Raw genomic sequence first — 3,848 nt, forward strand, 5'->3', positions numbered from 1 at the left:
ACGACGCCGCCGCGCTGAGCGCCCGGCCGGGCGTTCGCCCGCCCGCCCGGCTGCATTTCTCAACGGTATATACTGTTTATACCGTTTCAACAGAGATCCGCTCCATGGCCCAGCCCCGTTCCGCAGCGAAAAAGGCGACCCCCGCCAAGACAACACCGGCCGCCAAGGCTGCAAAAGCCATCAAGGCTGCCAGGCCGAAGGCCCCCACCAAGCCGGTCGCCGCGAAGAAGGCGGACAAGGCCGACAAGGCCGCCGCCAAAAGCACCGAGGCGCGTAAGGTCAAGCTGGTGCGCGATTCCTTCACCATCCCCAAGGCCGAATACGCCACGCTCGACGGCCTGAAGGAACGCGCCACGCAGGCGGGCCTGCCCGGCAAAAAGAGCGAGGTGCTGCGCGCCGGCATCATGGCGCTGGCCGCAATGGACGATGCCGCCTTCCGCGCCGCGATGGGTGCCGTCCCCACGCTGAAGACCGGCCGGCCGAAGCAGGGCTGACGCTGTCGGCTACACCGCCAGCTCGGTCGTCGACAGCACCTGCTTCAACCCGATGAACGAGCGCACCTGCCGCACGCCCGGCAGCTGCAGCAGCTGCTCCATGAACAGCCCGTTGAAGCTGTCGTTGTCCTGGGTGCGCACCAGCATGAAGTAGTCGAATTCGCCGGTGATCACGTGGCACTCCATGCAGCCCGGCACCTTGGCGACGGCCTTCTCGAACAGCGCGAACGATTCCGGCGTGGAGCGGTCCAGCACCACGCCGATCAGCACCAGCATGCCGGCGCCCAGCGCCTGCGGGTTCAGCAGCGCCACCACGCGCGAGACCAATCCCATGCGCTTCAAGCGCTCGACCCGGCGCAGGCAGGCCGGCGGGCTCAGGTGCACCTTGTGCGCCAGCGCCACATTGGAGACCGAGGCGTCCTTTTGCAGCGCGCGCAGCAGGGTGCGGTCGATGCGGTCCAGCGCCGGCAGCTCGGTGGCCGCCTTCGGCGTGGCGTGAACGTTTGTTGTGCGTTTGGAGGTTGCCACGAAATATCGGTGAAGAATCAGGCAATTGGGATACCTCCATTCTCCGAATCCGCGCCTCACAAAGCAACCCTGTGAGCGCGGTGGCTTCCTAGAATTCCTTCACCATGAACCTGCAACGCCACCCCCGCCATCCGCTCACTTTCGGACCCACGCCCATCCATCCGCTCAAGCGCCTGAGTGCGCACCTGGGCGGCAAGGTGCAGCTCTATGCCAAGCGCGAGGACTGCAACAGCGGCCTGGCCTTCGGCGGCAACAAGACGCGCAAGCTCGAATACCTGATCCCCGAGGCGCTGGCGCAGGGCTGCGACACGCTGGTGTCCATCGGCGGCATCCAGTCCAACCAGACGCGCCAGGTCGCGGCGGTGGCCGCGCACTTGGGACTCAAGTGCGTGCTGGTGCAGGAGAACTGGGTCAACTACTCCGACGCGGTGTACGACCGCGTGGGCAACATCGAGATGTCGCGCATCCTGGGCGCCGACGTGCGGCTGGATGCGGCCGGCTTCGACATCGGCATCCGCCCGAGCTGGGAACAGGCCATGGACGACGTGCGCAAGGCTGGCGGCAAGCCGTTCCCGATTCCCGCTGGCTGCTCCGAGCATCCGCTGGGCGGCCTGGGCTTCGTCGGCTTCGCCGAGGAAGTGCGGGCGCAGGAAAAGGAACTGGGCTTCGCGTTCGACTACATCGTGGTCTGTTCGGTCACCGGCAGCACGCAGGCCGGCATGGTGGTCGGCTTCGCGGCCGACGGGCGCGCCCGCCGCGTGATCGGCATCGATGCCTCGGCCACGCCGGAAAAGACCAAGGCGCAGATCCTGCGCATCGCGCGCCACACGGCCGAGATCGTTGACCTGGGCCAGCACCTGACCGAAGACGACGTGGTCCTCGACACCCGCTACGCCGCGCCCGAATACGGCCTGCCCAACGAAGGCACGCTGGAGGCCATCCGCCTGTGCGCGCGCCAGGAAGGCATGCTGACCGACCCGGTGTACGAGGGCAAGTCCATGCACGGCATGATCGACATGGTGCGGCGCGGCGAATTCCCGGAAGGCTCGCGCGTGCTGTATGCGCACCTGGGCGGCGTGCCGGCGCTCAACGCCTACAGCTTCCTGTTTCGCAACGGCTGAGATGCAGAAACAAGCTGCACGCGGCTGTCGATTTGCGCAACGCCCGCTCGTCGTGGGAGCATCACCACGACGAACGAAGGAAACGCAATGGCAGTCCGTGTGCTCGGCTTCAGCCTCTCTCTCGACGGTTTCGGCGCCGGTCCGAGGCAGGATCTCCAGAACCCGCTCGGCGTGCGCGGCCCGGAGCTGATGGAATGGGTGTTCCCCACCCGCAGCTTCGCCCGCATGCACGGTGGCCAGGAGGAAGGCGGCGAAACCGGTGTCGACAACGGCATGGTGGAGCGCAGCTTCGACAACGTCGGCGCCTGGATCCTCGGCCGCAACATGTTCGGCCCGGTGCGCGGCCCCTGGCCCGACGAGCGCTGGGAAGGCTGGTGGGGCGAGGAGCCGCCGTACCATGTGCCGGTGTTCGTGCTCACCCACCATGCGCGGGAGCCGCTGGCGATGAAGGGCGGCACCGAGTTCCGCTTCGTCACCGGCGGCATCCACGCCGCGCTGGAACAAGCCAAGGAAGCGGCCGGCGAGCGCGACGTGCGCATCGGCGGCGGCGTGTCCACGGTGCGCCAGTACCTGCAGGCCGGACTGGTCGACGCGCTGCATTTCGCCGTGCGGCCGGTGCTGATGGGCCAGGGCGAACACATGTGGACCGGGCTGGACCTGCACGCGCTGGGCTACCAGTGCGCCGAGGTCGTGCAGGGCGAGCGTGCCACCCACATGTTCATCCGCCGAAGCAAGAAGCAGCAATAAACCAGGATTTGTCCAAAGTTTGCTCTTGCCTGGCTGAAGTCGGCCAACCTACCATCCAGCCCACGCCCGCACCACGACGGGCGGCTGGAGACATGGCGTGCCACGCTGGGATCGGTTGTCCACCGCGGAGATGGAAGTGCTGCAGACCGTGTTCTGGTCGGCTTCCACGTCGCGCCACAAGCTGGCGGACCGGCTGGCGTTCTCCAAGAGCAAGGCCAACGGCCTGATCGCCGGGCTGGTGGAGCAGGGGCTGGTCGAAGAGGCCGGCCTGCAAGCCTCCTCCGGCGGCCGCCGCCCCGAAACACTGCAGCTGGCCGGAAGTCTCGGCGTCGTCATCGGCATCGACCTGGGCGCCACCAGCCTGGAAGCGGCGGTGATGCGGCCCGACCTGGGCGTGCTGGCGCGGCATGCGGAAGACGCCGACGTGCGCGGCGGCCCGGGTGTCGTCATGGCGCGCGTGATCGAGGTGGTGCGCAAGCTGCTCGCAGACACCGGCACGTCGCCGCGCCAGGTCATCGCCATCGGCATGGGCGTTCCCGGCCCGGTGAACTTCGACGCCGGGCAACTGGTGAACCCGCCGCTGATGCCGCACTGGGACAGCTTTTCCATCCGCGACGCGCTGCGCGACGCCTTCGATGTGCCGGTGTTCGTGGACAACGACGTGAACCTGATGGCGCTGGGCGAGCTGTGGCGGCTGCAGCGCAGCCTGCAGAATTTCCTGGTCATCAAGATCGGCACCGGCATCGGCTGCGGCATCGTCTGCCACGGCGAGGTGTACCGCGGCGCCACCGGCTCGGCCGGCGACGTCGGCCACATCTGCGTGGACCAGGCCGGCCCGCGCTGCCACTGCGGCAACCTGGGCTGCGTCGAGGCCATGGCCGCGGCGCCGGCCATTGCGCGCATGGGCATAGAAGCGGCCGAGCGCGGCGAGAGCGCCGCGCTGACCGAGATGCTGCGC

5 protein-coding genes are annotated in these 3,848 nt (G+C 68.0%); 4 read left to right on the forward strand and 1 reads right to left on the reverse strand.

Annotated features, from left to right (window positions below):
• On the forward strand, positions 1 to 494 hold a 494-nt coding region (locus H0U68_RS05605), incomplete at its 5' end, for a hypothetical protein (protein ID WP_365730796.1).
• Positions 495 to 503: 9 nt separating this feature from the next.
• On the opposite strand, the gene H0U68_RS05610 is transcribed toward H0U68_RS05605, so the two are convergent.
• Positions 504 to 965: an Lrp/AsnC ligand binding domain-containing protein gene (locus H0U68_RS05610; RefSeq protein ID WP_296353508.1), complete on the reverse strand. Its 462-nt coding sequence runs from the start codon at positions 963 to 965 to the stop codon at positions 504 to 506.
• A 161-nt stretch (positions 966 to 1,126) separates the two neighbouring features.
• Here H0U68_RS05610 and H0U68_RS05615 point away from each other — a divergent pair, with 161 nt between their 5' ends.
• The 3 genes from H0U68_RS05615 to H0U68_RS05625 form a co-directional block, all read left to right on the forward strand.
• Complete coding sequence (locus H0U68_RS05615; protein WP_296353502.1) at positions 1,127 to 2,143, forward strand: 1-aminocyclopropane-1-carboxylate deaminase; 1,017 nt, start codon at positions 1,127 to 1,129, stop codon at positions 2,141 to 2,143.
• A gap of 87 nt (positions 2,144 to 2,230) precedes the next feature.
• The gene (locus H0U68_RS05620) at positions 2,231 to 2,890 is read left to right on the forward strand and encodes a dihydrofolate reductase family protein (RefSeq protein ID WP_296353504.1); all 660 of its coding nucleotides are present in this window, start codon (positions 2,231 to 2,233) and stop codon (positions 2,888 to 2,890) included.
• 130 nt (positions 2,891 to 3,020) lie between these two features.
• Positions 3,021 to 3,848, forward strand: an 828-nt coding sequence (locus tag H0U68_RS05625; RefSeq protein ID WP_296353511.1) for an ROK family protein, incomplete at its 3' end; no start/stop codon positions are given.

The sequence above is a fragment of the Ramlibacter sp. genome (assembly GCF_013697775.1).
GTDB lineage: Bacteria > Pseudomonadota > Gammaproteobacteria > Burkholderiales > Burkholderiaceae_C > Ramlibacter.